15 protein-coding genes are annotated in these 19,504 nt (G+C 36.1%); 8 read left to right on the forward strand and 7 right to left on the reverse strand.

Features of this window, described 5'->3' with window-relative positions; all coding sequences use genetic code 11:
* The first annotated feature begins 55 nt into the window (after positions 1-55).
* A complete protein-coding gene (locus J2W95_RS08135) occupies positions 56-1,330 on the forward strand; it encodes an APC family permease (protein WP_310005793.1) in 1,275 nt (424 codons plus the stop codon).
* A gap of 255 nt (positions 1,331-1,585) precedes the next feature.
* Here J2W95_RS08135 and amaB read toward each other — a convergent pair whose 3' ends face one another.
* On the reverse strand, positions 1,586-3,139 hold the full coding sequence (gene amaB, locus J2W95_RS08140) for an L-piperidine-6-carboxylate dehydrogenase (RefSeq protein WP_310005795.1): 1,554 nt from the start codon (positions 3,137-3,139) through the stop codon (positions 1,586-1,588).
* A gap of 246 nt (positions 3,140-3,385) precedes the next feature.
* Here amaB and J2W95_RS08145 point away from each other — a divergent pair, with 246 nt between their 5' ends.
* Complete coding sequence (locus J2W95_RS08145) at positions 3,386-4,336, forward strand: 3',5'-cyclic-nucleotide phosphodiesterase (protein WP_310005796.1); 951 nt, start codon at positions 3,386-3,388, stop codon at positions 4,334-4,336.
* Between the two features lie 2 nt (positions 4,337-4,338).
* On the opposite strand, the gene J2W95_RS08150 is transcribed toward J2W95_RS08145, so the two are convergent.
* Positions 4,339-5,454 carry an endonuclease/exonuclease/phosphatase family protein gene (locus J2W95_RS08150; RefSeq protein ID WP_310005798.1) on the reverse strand — a complete coding sequence of 372 codons (1,116 nt, stop codon included), beginning with the start codon at positions 5,452-5,454 and terminating at the stop codon, positions 4,339-4,341.
* Between the two features lie 229 nt (positions 5,455-5,683).
* On the opposite strand from J2W95_RS08150, the gene J2W95_RS08155 reads away from it, so the two are divergent.
* The 6 genes from J2W95_RS08155 (at position 5,684) to J2W95_RS08180 (ending at position 12,487) form a co-directional block, all read left to right on the forward strand.
* Complete coding sequence (locus J2W95_RS08155) at positions 5,684-6,580, forward strand: S66 peptidase family protein (protein ID WP_310006157.1); 897 nt, start codon at positions 5,684-5,686, stop codon at positions 6,578-6,580.
* 255 nt (positions 6,581-6,835) lie between these two features.
* A complete protein-coding gene (locus tag J2W95_RS08160) occupies positions 6,836-7,195 on the forward strand; it encodes a YraN family protein (RefSeq protein WP_310006160.1) in 360 nt (119 codons plus the stop codon).
* Positions 7,196-7,314: 119 nt separating this feature from the next.
* Complete coding sequence (locus J2W95_RS08165) at positions 7,315-7,971, forward strand: aspartate kinase (RefSeq protein WP_116796690.1); 657 nt, start codon at positions 7,315-7,317, stop codon at positions 7,969-7,971.
* A 151-nt stretch (positions 7,972-8,122) separates the two neighbouring features.
* Positions 8,123-9,637: an L-lactate permease gene (locus J2W95_RS08170; RefSeq protein WP_310005801.1), complete on the forward strand. Its 1,515-nt coding sequence runs from the start codon at positions 8,123-8,125 to the stop codon at positions 9,635-9,637.
* Between the two features lie 20 nt (positions 9,638-9,657).
* A complete protein-coding gene (locus J2W95_RS08175) occupies positions 9,658-11,769 on the forward strand; it encodes an FAD-binding and (Fe-S)-binding domain-containing protein (protein WP_310005803.1) in 2,112 nt (703 codons plus the stop codon).
* Position 11,770: 1 nt separating this feature from the next.
* On the forward strand, positions 11,771-12,487 hold the full coding sequence (locus J2W95_RS08180) for a heterodisulfide reductase-related iron-sulfur binding cluster (protein ID WP_310005805.1): 717 nt from the start codon (positions 11,771-11,773) through the stop codon (positions 12,485-12,487).
* Positions 12,488-12,606: 119 nt separating this feature from the next.
* Here J2W95_RS08180 and J2W95_RS08185 read toward each other — a convergent pair whose 3' ends face one another.
* The 5 genes from J2W95_RS08185 to mfd all read right to left on the reverse strand — a co-directional run bounded on the left by J2W95_RS08185 (position 12,607) and on the right by mfd (position 19,412).
* Positions 12,607-13,374: an SDR family NAD(P)-dependent oxidoreductase gene (locus J2W95_RS08185; protein ID WP_310005807.1), complete on the reverse strand. Its 768-nt coding sequence runs from the start codon at positions 13,372-13,374 to the stop codon at positions 12,607-12,609.
* Positions 13,375-13,475: 101 nt separating this feature from the next.
* Positions 13,476-14,405, reverse strand: coding sequence for a helix-turn-helix domain-containing protein (locus tag J2W95_RS08190; protein WP_310005809.1), 930 nt, complete (start codon positions 14,403-14,405; stop codon positions 13,476-13,478).
* Positions 14,406-14,447: 42 nt separating this feature from the next.
* Positions 14,448-15,341 carry an alpha/beta fold hydrolase gene (locus tag J2W95_RS08195; RefSeq protein ID WP_310005811.1) on the reverse strand — a complete coding sequence of 298 codons (894 nt, stop codon included), beginning with the start codon at positions 15,339-15,341 and terminating at the stop codon, positions 14,448-14,450.
* Between the two features lie 75 nt (positions 15,342-15,416).
* Positions 15,417-16,061 carry an outer membrane beta-barrel protein gene (locus J2W95_RS08200; RefSeq protein ID WP_310005812.1) on the reverse strand — a complete coding sequence of 215 codons (645 nt, stop codon included), beginning with the start codon at positions 16,059-16,061 and terminating at the stop codon, positions 15,417-15,419.
* A gap of 72 nt (positions 16,062-16,133) precedes the next feature.
* Positions 16,134-19,412, reverse strand: coding sequence for a transcription-repair coupling factor (gene mfd, locus J2W95_RS08205; protein WP_409025124.1), 3,279 nt, complete (start codon positions 19,410-19,412; stop codon positions 16,134-16,136).
* Between the last annotated feature and the right edge of the window lie 92 nt (positions 19,413-19,504).

Consider the following 19,504-nt stretch of genomic DNA (forward strand, 5'->3'; position numbering starts at 1 on the left):
TTTGCCAAGGCGAAAACCTTGGCAAAGTTTTTTTATTTAATATACACTTTCAGTTTTGAAAAAAATTACATGGCTTACGGCCACAGCATTAGTGGTTTCGAACATGATTGGTACCGGGATTTTTACTTCTTTGGGATACCAAGTTGCAGATTTGACCAATACCTATTCTATAATTTTACTTTGGTTTATTGGTGGGGTTTTAGCAATGTTCGGTGCGTTTTGCTATTCAGAATTAGGGAATTATTACAAAGAATCTGGAGGGGATTATATTTATTTGTCTCGGGGTTTTCATCCTTTTTTTGGATATTTAAGCAGTTGGATTTCGTTGATCGTTGGTTTTTCTGCTCCAGTTGCATTGGCAGCATTGGCGATGAGCAAGTATTTACAAATTTTTGGATTAGAACTAGGAAAAGAATTTGCCATAGCAATTATTATTTTAACTGCACTTTCTCAGTCTTTTAGCTTAAAAATGAGTAGCGGTTTTCAAAACGGCTTTACTTTACTAAAAGTTTTATTTGTTTTAGGGATAATCGGCCTCGGATTATATTATGCTCCACAAGGTCCAAACAGTTTAAATTTCAGTAATGGCTGGATAAAAGAAGTTCAAATGCCAGAATTTGCGAGTTCATTGGTATTCGTCTCTTTTGCTTATACAGGCTGGAATTCCGCTTCTTATATTGTTGGAGAAATAAAAAATCCAACTAAAAATCTTCCAAAATCGCTCATTATTGGAACTCTATTTGTGACTTCGGTTTACATTTTAATCAATTATGTTTTTCTAAAACATGCATCAATTGCTTCATTAGTCAATCAAGAAGACGTCGCTTCTATTGCTGCAAAGAATTTTTTGGGATTAAGTGGCGCAAAATGGGTTTGCTTTTTTATTGCAGCCCAATTAATTGCTACAATTAGTGGCTATTTATGGATTGGTTCCAGAGTAAGTTTTGCGACTTCAAAAGAAAATAAACTTTGGAGTGTTATGAATAAATCAAAAAACGGCATTCCTTATTTAGCTTTATGGGTTCACGCTTTGATCGCAATTATAATAATTTTGACTGGTGAATTCGAAGAAATTTTTATCTATTCTTCCTTTCTGCTTCAAATATTGGCTACACTTGCAGTTGCAACGGTTTTTACAATTCCTTCAAACAAAAGATACATTTTCAAAGGAAAATATTTCTGGATTTTCCCAGTCGTGTTTTTAGCTTTTGGGGTTTACATCTGTTATTTTACATTTATAGCACACCCAAAAGAAAGTATAATAGGACTGTCAATTATTTTAATAGGGTTCATTTTATATTTATTTGATAAAAAATCAAACCTCAAATAACCTGAGTTCGATTATTAATTTTTAGGAGCAGAAACATTTGATATTTCATCAAGTGTTGTCCCGCTATCCGTTACAATCTTATATGCCGAACACCGGCATATAAGGATTTTCACTTCTATCGGGGCTAAGAGACAACTTTCCTGCCATTATTCAATTATTCCAAAAAAACCTGAGTTCGAATATTATCTACAGATTAGGTTTTGTAGATAATATTCGAACTCAGGTTTAAATAGTAAATTTGTTTCGTTTACAAACCTACAAATCAAATTTGATTCCTTGTGCCAAAGGTAAACTTGTTGTGTAATTGATCGTATTGGTTTGGCGACGCATATATATTTTCCAAGCATCAGAACCGGATTCTCTACCTCCACCTGTTTCTTTTTCTCCTCCAAAAGCACCACCGATTTCAGCTCCAGAAGTTCCAATATTGACATTTGCAATTCCACAATCTGATCCTACCACAGATAAGAAATGTTCTGCTTCACGTAAATTGTTGGTCATAATCGCAGAAGATAATCCCTGAGCAACTCCATTTTGAACATCAATTGCATTCTCAACAGTTCCAGAATATTTGATCAAATATAAAACTGGAGCAAAAGTTTCGTGTTGTACAATTTCGAATGAATTTTGCGCTTCGGCGATAGCTGGTTTTACATAACAACCACTTTCATAACCTTCTCCAGAAAGTACTCCGCCTTCAACCAGAATTTTTCCTCCTTCTGCAACAACTTTAGTCAAAGCATTTGCATACATTTCAACAGCATGCTTGTCAATTAATGGTCCAACGTGATTTTTCTCATCCAATGGATTTCCAATTCTCAATTGCCCATAAGCAGATACAACAGCATCTTTTACTTTATCATAAATACTTTCGTGAATAATCAAACGGCGAGTAGAAGTACATCTTTGTCCTGCAGTTCCTACGGCTCCAAAAACAGCTCCAATAACAGTCATTTTGATATCAGCATCTGGCGTTACAATAATTGCATTATTACCACCTAATTCCAGTAATGATTTTCCTAAACGACCTGCAACCGTTTGAGCCACAATTTTACCCATACGAGTAGAACCTGTAGCCGAAACTAAAGGAACACGTTTATCAGCAGTCATTAATTGTCCTATTGTATAATCTCCGTTGATCAAACAAGAAATCCCTTCTGGAAGATTGTTTTCTCTGATTACCTCAGCAATAATATTTTGACATGCAATTCCACATAAAGGTGTTTTCTCTGATGGTTTCCAAACACACACATCGCCACAAATCCAAGCCAATGCCGTATTCCAAGCCCAAACGGCTACTGGAAAATTGAAAGCCGAAATGATTCCTACTATTCCCAAGGGATGGTATTGCTCATACATTCTATGTCCTGGACGTTCCGAGTGCATTGTTAATCCGTGCAATTGACGTGATAATCCTACTGCAAAATCACAGATGTCGATCATCTCTTGAACTTCACCATATCCTTCTTGCAATGATTTCCCCATTTCATAAGAAACCAATTTACCTAAAGCTTCTTTATTTTGACGCAATTTCTCTCCAAACTGACGTACAATTTCTCCACGTTGTGGTGCTGGCATCAATCTAAATGTTTTGAAAGCTTCGGTGGCAGTTTGCATTACTTTTTCGTAATCTGCTGGTGTGCTCGTTTTTACTGAAGCAATTAATTTACCATCTACTGGTGAAAAACTATCTAGGATCTCTCCGTTTGAAAAATGATTAATTCCTGTCGAACTTCCTTCGTTTATGGCTTTAACTCCCAATTGCGCTAATGCCTCTTTCATCCCAAATTGATCTGCTATTGTTGTCATTGTAACTTTTTTAGTTAAAATTGTTATATTTTTGCGTAAAGATATTATTTTAAGGTTAATTTTTACACAACTGAGATGTTAAAATCAAAACAGTTTAAACATTACTTCCTCGTCAATATCAAAAATTGATTCTTCGAAAAGTAAAATTATAGCATTTTTTATGTCTTGGTCCTGATTTTTACAAAAACTTGTGTCAATTAAAAAAGAAGGAAGTAATTTTATGCCTTTAAAAAAACTTTTTTGAATATGACTCTTTTTAATAAAAACTTCATTTTTTTCTTATTGATCTCTTTCCAAATATTTGCACAGAAAGCTGCTTTTAATGTAGTTCCTCTAGGCATATATGGAGGTATTGACGAAAAAAATCTATCGGCTTATTTGGTTGCTCCAATAAATACCCATGATTATATATGTCTTGATGCAGGAACAATTAATGCAGGGATTGAAAAAGCAATAAATAATAAAGTTTTCAATGTTTCAACCAATGAAGTTCTGAGAAAGTATATCAAAGGTTATTTTATTTCCCATGCGCACTTGGATCATGTTTCGGGTTTAATTATTAACTCGCCGGCAGATTCTTCCAAAACGGTTTATGCAACAAAAAAATGCATGGAAATGATGCAAAATCATTATTTTAATGGAGAGACTTGGGCAAACTTTGGTGACGAAGGACCTGGTTTTCAACTAAAAAAATATCATTTTCAAACCCTTGCCATAGGGGATGAAACCAAAATTACGAATACTACAATGACTGTAAAAGCATTTCCGCTAAGCCATGTAAATCCTTTTGAGAGCACTGCTTTTTTAATCCAAAACGGAAATGATGCCATTTTATATTTAGGAGATACTGGGCCTGATTCAGTTGAGAAAAGCAATGATTTAAGTGAATTATGGAAAGTAATTTCTCCTTTGGTTCAGCAGAAAAAATTGAAAGGGATTTTTATTGAAGTTTCATTTCCAAATGAACAACCTGATAATTTATTATTCGGACATTTGACTCCTAATCATCTTATGAAAGAACTCCACAAACTGGAAGAATTGTCCGGAAAAGGAAGCTTAAAGAATTTCAAAATTATTATTACCCATTTGAAACCACCAAGTCAAAACATAACAAAAATTAAAGAGCAATTGCAAAAAGCAAATGATCTGGGAGTACAACTCATATTCCCTGAACAAGGAAAGCGCTTTGAATTATAGCTTCACTTTTTTTCTTTTATCAAATAAACATAAACGGGAAAATGATCACTAAAACCAATTTCAGTTAGTGAATGCCGCAATGGATAGCCTTTGTATTTACCATTTTTTTGGATCAAAAATGGTTTGTTATAAATCCCCGCTTTCCAATATTGGAATGTATTATAGTCCTTTTGCAACAATGAGCCCGAAATCAGAATTTGGTCAAAAATATCCCATGAATCTCGAAAAGCAATTGTTCCCAATCCTTTATTAGCCATTTCTTCGAATGGATTGTAAATCCCGAGCGGTTTGACTTCCTGTATTTTTCCTTTTGCACCAAGCGCTTTTTTTACACTATTATTAAAAGGGCTATCATTCAAATCCCCCATCGTAATTACTTTGGCACTAGGATTGATAAGTTGCAAAGAATCAATAATTTTTCGGTTCAAAGCTCCTGCTACTTCCCGATATGGACTTGATTTCTTTTCGCCTCCAGCACGGGATGGCCAGTGATTGACAATAATATGAATCTCTTCACCATTCAAAAAACCAGTTACCAGCAATTGGTCTCTAGTATAAACCCGATAGTTTTTGGTATTAATCGCGATAACATCCTCGGTTTCTAAATTCTCTGAAGAATCTGTTTTTGGAGTTTCTTTAACGGGCTGTTCTCCTTTATATACATACAACGGTACATTTATATAACTCGTTGGCTGGAATTGTTTCTTTTGATATAATAAAGCAACATCTATTCCTCTTTTGTCGGGGGAATCAAAATGAATGATTCCATACTCTTTATCAATCAATTTGGGCTGTTTAACTAAATCTTCCAATACTAATCGATTTTCAATTTCGACTCCTCCAATAAATGTGGGTGAATTCGAATTTTCCCCTGTTCCGATTTCAGACAATACTCGTGCTAAATTTTCAAGTTTTTGACGGTACTTTTTGGCGTTCCAATGTTGGGCTCCGGTTGGTGTCCATTCTTCGTCATTGGTAATCGGGTCATTTATAGTATCGAAAAGATTTTCAAAATTATAAAACGCCACGGTATGAATCGAAAAAGCTTTGGTTTGTGCATTGCTTTTTGAAATCAAAAATAATAAAATCAGATAGAAACAGTTCTTTTTGGTTATCATTACACTTTCAAAAATGGGTTCAATTTTTGTAAATATAGTAATTTGATTACAATTATTTATTGTCTTTAAGAAATGTATATCTTTGCTTTAATCCAAATAATAATTCATTTTCAAAAAGCACAGCATGAATAGCAATCCATTTTCTTTTGTCCCAAAACAAGGTGTTTTGTATCCAATGCTATTGCTTATTTTTGTTTTACAATCTATGAACAGTCAAGCTCAAACTACTATGATCACACCACCTTATTTACAAAAAGGAGATACCGTTGCAATTGTCGCAACTGCACGAAAAAACGTTGATGATAACCTAAAACCCACAATAGATTTATTACACTCTTGGGGTTTGGAAGTCGTTATTGGTAATACTATAGGCTTGGATTTGAATCAATTGGCAGGAACCGATGAACAGCGCGCTGCCGATTTTCAGAAACAGATGGATAATCCAAATATCAAGGCAATTTGGTGTGCCCGTGGCGGATATGGGACTGTACGAATGATTGATTTATTGGATTTTACCAAATTCAAACAACACCCAAAATGGATTATTGGTTTTAGTGATGTAACCGTTTTGCATAATCATCTCAACACGATGGGTTACAAATCGATTCACGGAACGATGCCGGTTAGTGTAGAAAGAACAGCTCCCGAATCTATCTCAACTTTGAAAACAGCCTTATTTGGCCAAAATTTATCCTATAAAATCGATCCGTTCCCGATGAATCGCTTTGGGAAAGCCACCGGTGAATTGGTGGGTGGAAATTTATCAATTTTATATAGTTTAATGGGATCCAAATCAGCTATTGACTGTACTGATAAAATTTTGTTTATAGAAGATCTTGACGAATATCTTTACCACATTGACCGAATGATGATGAACCTGAAGCGCAATGGTTGTCTTGAAAGTATCAAAGGAATTATTGTGGGTGGAATGACCAAAATGAAAGACAATGATATTCCTTGGGGGAAAAACGCCAATGAAATTGTTCAAGATGTAACCAAAAAATATAATATTCCAATACTCTATAATTTCCCAGCTGGACACGTTCACGATAATAGAGCCCTTATTATGGGGAATACTGTGACAATGGATGTGAACGAGAATTGCAATACGGTGGTTTTTGAATAGAAAAAGAACAATATAAAAATAGAATAAAGAGTATAGACTTTAATCGGAATTTAGAAGATTCAATTCGATTATTACTATTTTTCTTTTTTAGATGATGGTAAAAATGCCAAATCTCCCCCATTAGCCCCGATTGAAGTGAAAATCCTTTTGTGCTGGGGTTCGGCACAAAAGATTGCAACGGAAAGCGGGACGATGTTTCCTAAAAAACCAAATCATTCTGCTTCAAAAAAATTAATCCAAATCTATAACTCCAAAATGGCTGCACACAACGAATTAGGAAAACTTGGAGAAGATCTTGCTGTCGATTACCTCAAAAAAAACGATTACACTATCTTAGAAACTAACTGGACATTCCAAAAAGCAGAAATTGATATTATTGCGAGAACAGAAAATACGCTAGCCATTGTAGAAGTAAAAACGCGTTCGTCTCTCGAATTTGGTTTGCCACAAGATTTTGTGAAACCCAAAAAAATTCAGTTGCTGGTGAAAGCAGTCGATGCTTATGTCAACGAAAAAGATTTAGATCTAGAAGTGCGTTTTGACATCATAGCCATTTATAAAGAAGACAAATCATTTGCTATTGAACACCTTATAGATGCTTTTTATCATTTTTAAAGAAATTTAACAATGTTATATTTGTAACAAATTGTTTTTTTGTTTATATTTGCCCCGGTTTTTAACTACAAAACCATTCTATAACAAATAGTACAACCAAAAAACAACCAACCACAATTATGAAAACAGTCTCATCGATAGTAGAGAATTACATCAAAACAAAACCTTTTTTATTGAATGCTTTGTCACTCGGAATCATAAACTTGACTTCCTTGTCAAGAAATATTATGACCGAATTGGAAAGTGAATTTGGCAAAGAAGTAAAACAAGGAGCAGTAGTGATGGCTCTGAAACGTTTGACCGAAGAGTTAGATTTTAGATTAAATCACAAAATCAATAAAGTAATAAAAAACATAGGCGAAATCACTGTACGTTCTGCTTTGACGGATTATACGTATGCTGTTTCGGATACGGTTTTGAATAAACAAGCTGACTTAATTACTGACATCAATTCGTTACCAGATATTTTTTATACCTCTTCCAAAGGAGTAAATGAAACCAATATTGTGGTGAGCAATAGTGTCAATCACTTGGTTGAAAAACATTTTGCTTCTGAAAAATTGATTCAGAAATTAGATAATTTAGCTTCAATAACAGTGAAATTACCAAAAGAAAACATTGTTGTTCCGGGAATTTATTATTTCATTTTTCAACGTTTGGCTTGGGAAGGAATTATTATCAATGAGGTAATTTCAACTTCTAATGAATTTACAATTATGGTTAGTGAAAATGAGGTTGACGTAGCTTTCAAAGTGATTAAAGATTTGAAAAACTAAACGTAATTAATATCTAAATAATTCAAAGGCGAGGCTCATAGCTTCGCCTTATTTTTTTACATAAATTCAAACAAAAATACTGCATATGAACTAGTTGTGTGTTTTTTTTATTAATTTTAATGAACTATTTTTTTTATTAAAATTTACTTCTATGGATTACTTAGCTATTTTACTTGCCTTGACTCCAGTTATTCTTTTAATAATTTTACTGGGTTTCCTTAAAGTTTCCGGTGACAAAAGCGCCTTCATCACATTAATTACAACAATTATTTTAGCTTTATTTGGTTTTAAATTTTCGACAGCTTCAATAGGACTTTCGGTAATTTATGGTACGCTAAAAGCAATTTTCCCCATCATTTTAATCATCATCATGGCTATTTACAGCTATAATGTGTTGGTTTATACAAAAAAAATGGAGGTCTTAAAATTTCAATTTTCCAACATTTCAACAGACAAGAGCATTCAGGTTTTATTATTGACTTGGGGCTTTGGGGGATTGCTGGAGGGAATGGCCGGTTTTGGAACGGCGGTTGCCATACCAGCGGCTATTCTGATAGGCTTGGGATACAAACCTCTCTTTTCTGCATTGGTCAGTTTGTTGTCCAATAGTGTTCCCACCGCTTTTGGTGCTGTTGGAATACCCGTAAAAGCGATTGCCATAGAAATAGGCCACACCGATTTACAGAGTTTGGGAAGTGAAGTCGTTTTCCAATTGTCTCCCTTAATGCTAATTATTCCATTCCTTATTGTATTCCTAACGGATAACAGTTTAAAATCATTACCCAAAAACATTGCCTTAAGTTTAGTTGTGGGAGCGGTATCAATCGCTGTGCAATATTATTCAGTTATCTATATCGGAATAGAAACTCCTGCCGTTTTGGGAAGTATAGCCTCGATTATAGTAATTGTTATATGGGCTAAATTAACCGCCAAAAAAGAGGATAATACTGCCTTGGAAAGCAAAAGCTCCAAAGAGATTATGAACGCATGGGCAGTGTATGGCTTGATTTTGTTATTCATTATCGGCACTAGCCCTTTGTTCAACAGCTTTAGAACTTTTCTACAATCTATAGCTGCAACTCCAATAGAGCTAACCATAAATGGATCCATAAAAACCATAAAGATTTTTTGGCTAACAGATGGTGGAGTTCTGCTGTTTTTGGGTTCAGTTATCGGGGGATTACTGCAGGGAGCTAAGTTAAGCGAGCTGTTTCAGGTTCTTGGAAAAACATTTCTTCAATTAAAGAAAACATATATAACGGTAACAAGCCTTATCGTTCTGTCTACCATAATGGATTTATCTGGTATGATTGTGGTGTTGGGAACAGCCATCGCTACTACGACGGGTGCCTTTTATCCCTTATTTGCACCAGCAATTGGATGTTTGGGAGCCTTTTTGACAGGGAGCGATACTTCTTCCAATATACTCTTCGGTAAACTTCAGGCTCATGTTGCCAACCAAATTGGAGGAGAACCAAGCTGGTTTGCAGCCGCAAATACCGTTGGTGCCACTGGCGGAAAAATTATTTCTCCGCAAAGTATCGCCATTGCGACTTCGGCATGTAACCAGCAAGGAAAGGAAGGGGAAATTATGAAAAAAGCATTACCTTATGCCATATTTTACATAATTGTCGCCGGTTTAGTGGTGTATTTCTTTGGAAAATAAACTTTTAAAATACAAATGCTATGTTAGCTCCTTCTTATCAAAAGTTAAAAGACATACTATCGGAATCTATTGATCCCAAACGCATTTTGACCAATCCTCTGCAGACCCTTGCTTATGGAACTGATGCCAGTTTTTACAGACTTATTCCAAAAATTGTAATTCTGGCTCATGATGAAGACGAAGTAATCGAAATTATAAAACAGGCTAAAGCACTCGATATCGCTTTGACATTTCGAGCTGCTGGAACGAGTTTGTCTGGTCAGGCCATTACAGATTCAGTTTTGGTTGTCGCTACGCACGGTTGGAAAAGCTTTGAACTTTTAGACAACAATCAAAAAGTAAAACTCGAACCCGGCATTATTGGTGCTAGAGCCAATATTTTTCTTGCCCCGCATGGTTTGAAAATAGGCCCCGATCCAGCATCAATAGGCGCCTGCATGATTGGAGGAATAGTCGCTAATAATGCCAGCGGAATGTGTTGTGGAACAGCACAAAACTCCTATCAAACCATTGCCGACATTCGAATTATATTGCATGACGGAACAATTTTAGATACCGCCGATAAGGGAAGTGTTGCTGCTTTCAAGAATAACCAGCCTGCCTTAATTCAGGAAATTGAAAGCCTCAGGGAACAAATTAAAGGTAATGAAACCCTTTTCAATCAAATCAAAAATAAATTCAAAATAAAAAACACGACAGGCTATAGCATCAATGCCTTAGTTGATTATCATGATCCTATCGATATTATCAAACATTTGATGGTAGGCTCTGAAGGAACTTTGGCCTTTATTTCCTCGGTCACTTTCAAAACGGTTATTGACGAAAAATATAAATCCTGTTCTTTGATTTTTTTCAACACCATTCAGGATGCATGTAATGCTACCATTTTGTTGAAATCTGCTCCAGTGTCAGCAGTTGAACTATTAGACAGAGAATCCATTCGCTCCGTAGAAAATGACAGTGACTCTCCGGAATATTTCAAAACTCTGCCCGAATCTGCTTGTGCTTTATTGGTTGAATGTCGTGACAATGATTTGGTCATTTTAAAAGAAAAACAAGCTGCCATTCGATTACAGATTCAGTCCATTCCCACTTATACAGATTACGAATTTACGAGTGATCCCAAACAATACAATTTTAATTGGAAAGCCCGAAAAGGTTTGTTGCCAACAGTTGGCGGATTACGAAAAAACGGAACAACGGTTATCATTGAAGATGTTGCCTTTCCTTTGCCACAATTGGCTGATGCCTGTTTGGAATTGAAAGATTTGTTTAAAAAATTCGAATACCACGATGCCGTTTTGTTTGGCCATGCATTGGAAGGAAACCTGCATTTTGTATTTTCACAAGACTTTTCGAACCAAGCCGAAGTGGATCGTTATGAAAAACTGATGTCCGAATTGGCCGTTTTGGTTGTTGACCGCTTTAATGGTTCCTTAAAAGCCGAACACGGAACAGGCCGTAACATGGCTCCTTTTGTTGAAAAAGAATGGGGACCTACGGCCTATGAAATCATGAAACGCATCAAAAATATTTTTGATCCTAATAATAAAATCAACCCAGATGTAATAATAAATACCGATCCCAAAGCGCACCTCAAAAATTTAAAACCGCTACCCGAATGTAATGATATTGTTGACAAATGTATGGAGTGTGGTTTTTGCGAACCGCATTGCGTATCCGAAGGTTTGACTTTGTCACCAAGACAACGCATTGTGATTGCTAGAGAAATCAATCGTTTGGAAGAATCCAAAGATGATCCGCAACGATTGGCAGACATCCGAAAAGATGTTACGTATCAGTTGGACGAAACCTGCGCCACAGATGGACTTTGTGCCTTGGCATGTCCCGTACATATCGATACCGGAAAATTTGTAAAAACTTGGCGTGCCAAAGAACTGGATTCCGGTGCAAAAAAAACGGCGGGCTACATTGGTTCTCACATGGCAGGAACAACATCAATTGTGAGAACGGGATTAAAAATCGTTTCCTTTTTTCATTCTATTCTAGGAAATACCATTATGACAACATTATCTACTGTGTTCCATTTTATCACTTTTAAAACAGTCCCGAAATGGATTCCCGAAATGCCAAAAGGAGCCGATAAAATTAACTTGAATCAAAAGCACTAAAATGAATACAACAGCTGATTTAAAAGTCGTTTACTTCCCTTCCTGCATCAACAGAAGTATGGGTAAAAATCGTTTTCAAGATTCAGATGATCTTCAATTGACAGAACTAACACATCGTTTATTGGTTCGTGCCGGATTTACAATAATTTATCCCGAATCCATGGACGCTCATTGCTGTGGTATGCCTTTTTCAAGCAAAGGTTTTACTGAAGCAAATCACGCACAATCCGAAGCATTAGAGATAGCTCTTTTGAAAGCTTCTGATAACGGAAAATATCCCGTTTTGTATGACATGAGTCCTTGTTTTTACCATTCGAAAGAAGAATTTTCGAACACCTTAAAAATTGTGGATCCCATTGAATTCATGTTGGATTATGTGATGCCACAACTAGTTGTAAAAAACAAAAAAGATACAGTAGCGGTTTTCCCGGTTTGCTCTGTCAAAAAAATTGGAAAAATAGATCAATTAGTGGCCTTATCTAAAATCTGCGCTGATCAAGTTACCCTTATTGACAGTAATTGTTGTGGTTTTGCCGGCGACAGAGGATTCCTTATTCCAGAATTGAACGAACACGGACTGCGTGCACTAAAAGAACAAATTCCTACCAACTGCAAAGAAGGCTATTCTACTAGCCGAACCTGTGAAATTGGTTTTGAAAAAATGAGTGGCATTGATTTTAAATCCATTTTTTATTTGATTGATGAAGTGACGCGATAAAAAAATAGATATCCATTTGCTTCACCTGTTCGTAGCGATAGCTATCGGAACTCGGTCGCGAATTTCCACAAATTAAAAAAAGGATGAAAAATTCAAAACTCTTTATCCTTTTTCCGTTTTTACAAATTCATTCCTCCCGAAACTTCAATACGCTGTCCGTTCACCCATTTAGAATCATCAGTACACAAAAAGGCAACTACACTTCCAATATCATCGGGTAAGCCTACTCGCCCTAATGCGGTTATTGAAGCTAGCTGATGATTCAACTGTTCGTTATCGCGAACCACACCACCGCCAAAATCCGTTTCAATAGCTCCAGGAGCTACTATATTCGCTCTGATTTTCCTTGCCCCCAATTCTTTTGCCTGATATTTGGTCAAAGTTTCCATAGCTCCTTTCATACTCGCATAAGCAGCATATCTGGGAAATGAAAAACGAGCCAATCCGGATGAAATATTTACAATTCCGCCACCATCATTCATAACCTCCAAAGCTTTTTGAGTTAGAAAAAATGGGCCTTTGAATTGAATATTAACCAAGTCGTCAAATTGGGCTGTAGTAGTTGTCGCAAAACTTTCGTGAATACCAATACCTGCATTGTTAATTAAAAAATCGATTTTATTAGTTCCGAATGTGTTTTTCAAAGCAACCTCAACATTTTGAAAAAACAAATCAAAACTATTTACAATTGAAACATTCAGCTGAATTGCCACTGCTTTTTGTCCCAATTTTTCGATTTCACTTACAACATTGTCAGCCTCTTCCTTTTTGCTGTTGTAAGTCAGTACAATGTCAAGCCCTTTTTTGGCAAGATTCAAAGCCATGTCTTTTCCTAAACCGCGGCTTCCTCCTGTAACTAATGCTATTTTATTGTTTCTAATTTCCATCTTTAATTTTGTTTTAAATTGATAAGACAAAATTAGTTCAGATGTAAAGCTCTCGAATTGTAAATATCAATCCAGAGTTTGCAAAATTCAAATCACCACATTCAAATCCTAAATGATAACGGAGTTAATGTTGTTTGTTTTTTGAAAAAATTTGAGAAATGTGCCAATTCCTCAAAACCGAGTGAATAAGCAATTTCCGAAATATTCCAATCGGTTTCTTTCAATAAAATTTTGGCCTCGTGAATCAATCTATCGCTAATTAATTCGGTGGTTGTTTTTCCTGTATTTTCCTTTAAAACTTTATTCAGGTGATTGACATGAACAGACAAACGAGTTGCAAAATCTTTAGCCGATTTTAATTCTAATCGTTGGCGAGGCGATTCAATTGGGAATTGTCTTTCGAGTAATTCCACAAACAAAGAAGAAACCCTTGTTGCCGAATTATGTTTAGAATATAAAGCAGTTACTGGCTGCGGTTTTTGTCCAAAATGAATAAGCTCTGCTACATAATTCCGAATCAAATCGTATTTATAGACATAATCCGAATTGATTTCTTGATGTATCTTTTTGAATATCAAATCAACAGAAATAGTGTCTTCTTGATTCAGCTGAAAAACCGGATAACCATCTGTTTGAAAAATAGGCAGTTTATCCAAGTCGATTCCACTTTTGTCCTTAGTCAAAAATTCAGTCGTGAAAACACAAAAATGTCCCGACTGCTGGGTGTCTAACGGAACATAATTATAGGGAATTTTTGGAGTTGCAAATAGAAGGGCATTCTCTTCAATCTCAATTATTCGGTCAGCATACTCCACTCTATTTTTACCTCGAATCAAACTAATTTTATAATAAGCTCTTCGGTCATAAGGCATAAAAGACTTTTCCTTTAGCCTTTCATAAAGTTCTTTAATACTGAAAACATTAAAATGTCCAATTTCTTTTTGAATACCATTGGGCAATAATGAACTTTTTTCTGTATTGGAGTTACCGGAAATTTCCTGATAGAACTCTTCTATTGATTTTGATTTCATTGAGAATGAATTTGCAAAAATCAAATATACGAAAAACACTTTCTAAAATCCCCGATTATCGCCTTCGATTTTATGATACTTGGTTTTAAAAAAAGAATCGACTTTTTCATTAAATTCATCGGAGTATCTCACTAAAGTCGAATGCCCTGAATTAGGAAGAATCCACAAATTGGCATTAGGAATATTTTCAAAAATGGTCAAGGTATGTGCTGGTCGGATCACATCTTGATCACCGCCAATAACAAGTGTTGGAGCCTTAATCTTATGAAGGTCATTTATTCCAATATGAGGTTGCTCAATCAACAACTTCATATATTTATAAACTGTTGAATCCAATGGAGTTTTGGCTCTTTTCTCCTTAAACATATTGACAAACATGTCGTATGTTTTTTTTGTACTTTTCAAAATATCTGGTGAAATAGCGGTAGAATCCGGCTGCAGGTTTGCTCCCGTAATTACCAATTTTTTTACTTTTTTTGGATGTCTTATGGCGAGTAACAGCCCATTTATTCCGCCATCACTCCAACCCACAACATAAGCCGAATCTATTTTCATTTCCGTCAATAAAGCAGCATAATCGTCAGCCATCATTTCGTAAGTGAGCGCATCCGATTTGTCAATTGATTTACCATGAGCACGGCTATCGGCAACTATTACTTTATATTTTTTCGAAAAAAAAGGAATCTGTTTTACAAAAGCACTGCTACTCGACCCATTTCCATGTATGAACAACAGCGGTTCTCCTGCCCCATAGGTTTCGCAATACATTTTAAATCCTCTGATGGTGTAATATTTACCGACTTTTTCGTTTTTGCCATAGATCGTGTGACTTACTAAACTATCATATTCTTTGGCAGCTTTCGAAGCAGTGTTCTGCCCATAGGATATTGCTACCACTAAAAAAATCGAAACTAAAAACAAGGTTGTTTTTTTCATAATGATTTGAAATTTTAGTTAAACACTTTCAATTGTAATACGCCTCTTTGAGAAACGAGCCTTATACCACTAAAGTTATTGGTTTATTGGAAAAGTAAAACCAAGAGCCAAAGCTCCAGAGTCCTGATCTACAGCTGGGGTGAAATAATAATTAAGTGCGACGTCAATATTATGCTTCCGACCTAATGACAGTCCAACAGAAAAAGGAATATGCATTATTAGCCCACTTTCTTCTATCTTCTCTATAGATGGTACATAGGTTTCAAACGAACCTATTGAGGTACCAATACCGATTTCGAAATAAGGTGCAACCCAAGGAATAGGTGCACAAATGCGGACTTTACCGCCTAATAAAAAAGCGTTGGTAGTGACCCTGTAGTCTTGTTGAGATTGGTTAATGACGTTATTATGTGTTGCTGTTAAAATAATTCCAGCATAAGGCCTTATGCCGACCCATTTGGTTAAACCAAACACATATTCCCCTTGCGCATAAAACCCAGTTCCGGTTATATCAGCATTCTCATAAGAGGAACTTGTTGCAAAACCAATAGAAACATCAACAAATCTACCTTGTCTAGGTTGGGCTTTTGCTGAGTTAGAAATAAATATTGTGAAAATAGCAAGAACAAGAAAATTACGTGTAGTTGAAATCATATTAGGAGGTTTAAGGATTACGATACTATTTCCACAATGCGCTACAACTTTCTGTAGCTCATACAATATTTAGCACCAAATTAAACCTATTATTCTGATTTACAAATACAAAACTTCCTTTTATTAAACAGTGAGTTTTCACTCCCCACCCAGCAACTCCATCAATTCCAAAGCTCTCCTAGTCGATTTCACATTATCAAAAGTCAACAAAAGACGCAAACCATTTGGGGTTTGCTTTTCTTTCATCACGCAAATATTGCTGTGAGTTTGCACAAACTGAATCACTTTATGGAAACGTTTAGAATGGTAATAATCCGATTGCTGATCGGAGACAAAATAGCCAATCATCTTGCCTTTTTTCATCACCAGTTTTTCGATACCCACACGAGTTGCGATCCATTTGATTCGGATACTGTTCATTAAGGCAAGCGCCCTTGGAGGCATTGGGCCAAAACGGTCAATTAATTTATTTTGGAAAACAACTAGTTCTTCTTCGTTTTTCACATCGGCCAATTCGTTGTACAAACTTAAACGCTCCGTGACATTATTGATATATTCGTCTGAAAACAACAACTCAAAATCAGTGTCGATCTGCAGGTCTTTTACATATTCCTTGGTTTCGATATTATTCTCTTCTGGGTATAAATCCTTGAATTCGTTTTCCTTCAATTCCTCGATGGCCTCGTTCATGATTTTTTGGTAGGTATCAAAACCAATGTCGTTGATGAAACCGCTTTGTTCTCCTCCCAATAAATCTCCGGCACCACGAATCTCAAGATCTTTCATCGCAATGTTCAAACCGCTTCCCAATTCGCTGAATTGTTCCAAAGCCTGAATTCGTTTTCTTGCATCTTCAGTCATGTGGGAATACGGCGGACAGATGAAATAACAAAACGCTTTCTTGTTGCTACGCCCCACTCGACCACGCATTTGATGCAAATCAGACAAACCGAAATTATTAGCATTATTGATAAAAATGGTATTCGCATTTGGAACGTCCAATCCGCTTTCGATAATTGTCGTGGCTACCAAAACATCGAACTCACCATTCATAAAGGCAAGCATTAATTCTTCGAGTTTGGAGCCGTCCATTTGACCGTGACCAATTCCAACTCGAGCATTTGGTACCAAACGCTGAATCATTCCTGCAAATTCCTTGATGTTTTCGATTCGGTTATTGATAAAGAAAACTTGTCCGTTTCGCTGAATTTCATACGAAATCGCATCGCGAATCAGTTCTTCATTAAAACTTACCACATTCGTTTCTATCGGATATCTATTAGGCGGAGGTGTCGTAATTACCGATAAATCCCTCGCTGCCATCAACGAAAATTGCAAAGTTCTCGGTATCGGCGTTGCCGTCAAAGTCAAAGTATCGACATTGGCCGCAATGGTTTTGAGTTTGTCTTTTACATTAACACCAAATTTCTGTTCTTCATCGACAATCAATAATCCAAGGTTTTTGAAAACCACATTTTTATTGACTAATTGGTGTGTTCCAATGACAATATCAAGTTTACCTTCGGCGAGTTGTTTTAGGGTTTCGGCTTTTTGTTTGGCGGTTCTAAAACGGTTCAAATAACCAATAGAAACCGGCATATCTTTCAATCTTTCACTAAAAGTACGGTAATGCTGGTAGGCCAAAATAGTCGTTGGAACTAGAATTGCCACTTGCTTTGAATTGTCCACAGCCTTGAAAGCCGCACGAATCGCCACCTCGGTTTTACCAAATCCTACATCCCCGCAAACCAAACGATCCATCGGGCGCTCGCTTTCCATATCGGCTTTGACTTCCTGAGTCGATTTGATTTGGTCGGGAGTGTCTTCGTAGATGAACGAACTTTCCAACTCGTTTTGCAGGTAACTGTCGGGAGCAAACTGGAATCCTTTTTCTAATCGACGTTTCGCATACAACTGAATCAAATTGAACGCAATATTTTTAACTCTTGCTTTAGTCTTCTGCTTTAAAGCTTTCCAAGTATTCGAACCTAATTTATAAATTTTCGGTGGTGTTCCGTCTTTTCCGTTGTATTTCGAAATTTTGTGCAGCGAGTGAATACTCACATAAACGATATCATTGTCGGCATAAACGAGCTTGATAGCTTCCTGTGTTTTGCCTTCGACTTGTATTTTTTGCAGTCCTCCAAACTTCCCGATTCCGTGGTCGATATGTGTTACATAATCCCCAACGGACAAAGTCGTAAGTTCTTTTAAAGTTAAATTTTGTTTTTTAGAGTAACCATTTTTGATACTGAATTTATGATAACGCTCAAAAATTTGATGGTCGGTATAACAAGTAATTTGGTTTTCCTGATCGATGAAACCTTGGTACAAAGGCAACACAATCGTCTTGTACTGCTTGCGGATATTCTCAGAATTGGCTTCATCCAAAGATTCGAATATATCATGAAAACGTTTCGTCTGCGCTTCATTCGAACAAAACAAATAATTTTGGTAGCCATTAAAATGATTATCACTCAAATTATTCAGCAATAAATCAAATTGCTTGTTGAACGACGGTTGCGGCTGAATGTGAAATTCAAACTTCTTGGTCGTTTTAAAAACGGGCTTCGAATTGAATTCCACAACCGAAAAATCTAACGCTCTTTTTATGAATTCCTTTTGGTTCAGGAATAATTGTTCTGGAGTCGCGTGTTTAATATCTTTGGATAATTTCTCAAAAGCTTCTTCGGCTCTGCCAAATTGTTTATCCAATTCGTATAAAAGATTCTCTGTATTCTGAAAAAACAAAACCGTTCTTTCATTGATATAATCAAGAAAACTTTCTCTGTTTTCCTGAAAAACTTTATTCTCGACATTCGGAATAATGGTGATTTTTTTCTGTTTTTCTAATGACAATTGTGTTCCAACATCAAAACTTCGGATACTTTCGACTTCGTTACCAAAAAATTCTATTCGGTACGGGTTGTCATTCGAAAACGAAAACACATCGACAATTCCTCCACGAACGGAGAATTCACCGGGTTCTGTAATAAAATCAACTCTTTTAAATTCGTATTCAAACAACACTTCGTTTAGAAAATCGATCGAAATCTTATCCCCCAAACTTACTTTCAAAGTGTTTTGATCCAAGTTTTTTCGGGTCACTACTTTTTCAAAAAGGGCTTCTGGATAAGTAACGATGATCGCTGGTTTTTTGCGGGAATTAATTCGGTTGAGCACCTCAGCGCGAAGCAAAACATTGGCATTATCGGTTTCTTCAATTTGGTACGGACGGCGGAAAGAACCCGGATAAAACAACACATCCTGCTCACCAATCATTTGTTCCAAATCGTTCAAATAATAAGCCGCTTCTTCCTTATTGTTCAAAACTACCAAAAAGGGAAGTTCCGATTTCTTGAAAACTGACTGAATCACAAAGGAAGCCGCCGATCCCAACAAACCGTCCAATTGCATTTTTACCTGATTGTTCTCCAACAAACGAGCCACAATCTGAGCCGTTTTTGGTGAAGAATCATAAACCGAATATATAGTTGCTTTACTCAATG

The organism is Flavobacterium granuli, assembly GCF_031456055.1.
GTDB classification, from domain to species: Bacteria; Bacteroidota; Bacteroidia; order Flavobacteriales; family Flavobacteriaceae; genus Flavobacterium; species Flavobacterium granuli_A.